At 60.9% G+C, this 396-nt stretch carries 1 protein-coding gene; it reads right to left on the minus strand.

Features of this window, described 5'->3' with window-relative positions; translation table 11 throughout:
- Positions 1-83 precede the first annotated feature (83 nt).
- Positions 84-212 (minus strand): hypothetical protein, encoded by a 129-nt coding sequence (locus tag JHD67_RS22695; RefSeq protein ID WP_255557463.1) that lies wholly within the window; start codon positions 210-212, stop codon positions 84-86.
- Positions 213-396: the final 184 nt, after the last annotated feature.

Consider the following 396-nt stretch of genomic DNA (forward strand, 5'->3'; position numbering starts at 1 on the left):
CCCCCCCCCCCCCCCCCCCCCCCCCCCCCCCCCCCCCCCCCCCCCCCCCCTTTTCCACCCACACTCCGCCACCCGAGATTCGGTCACGGGTCTCGTGGGCTCGGAGATGTGTATAAGAGACAGTCTTCCAGGTTATGGCTGATGGTCGCTCCCGGTGTAAAGTCCTCGCAAAGCTCATAACCTTCAGGGTGAACGATGGTAAAATCGAGCATTCCTTCTTCCTGTGCTTTACACATCCATTCTGAAAATGAATTTGGAACCGCCTGAGGCAGAGCCTTCACATGTGGTGCCCCTGTCTCTTATACACATCTGACGCTGCCGACGACAACGTTCGGGTGTAGAGCTCGGTGGTCGCCGTATCAGTAAAAAAGGGGGGGGGGGGGGGGGGGGGGGGGG

The sequence above is a fragment of the Dyella sp. ASV21 genome (genome assembly GCF_016428975.1).
Classification (GTDB): domain Bacteria; phylum Pseudomonadota; class Gammaproteobacteria; order Xanthomonadales; family Rhodanobacteraceae; genus Dyella.

What these genes read in the sequence shown, in the direction of transcription:
- JHD67_RS22695 (WP_255557463.1), bottom strand. Translation starts at nt 212, where the DNA reads ATGCTCGATTTTACCATCGTTCACCCTGAAGGTTATGAGCTTTGCGAG.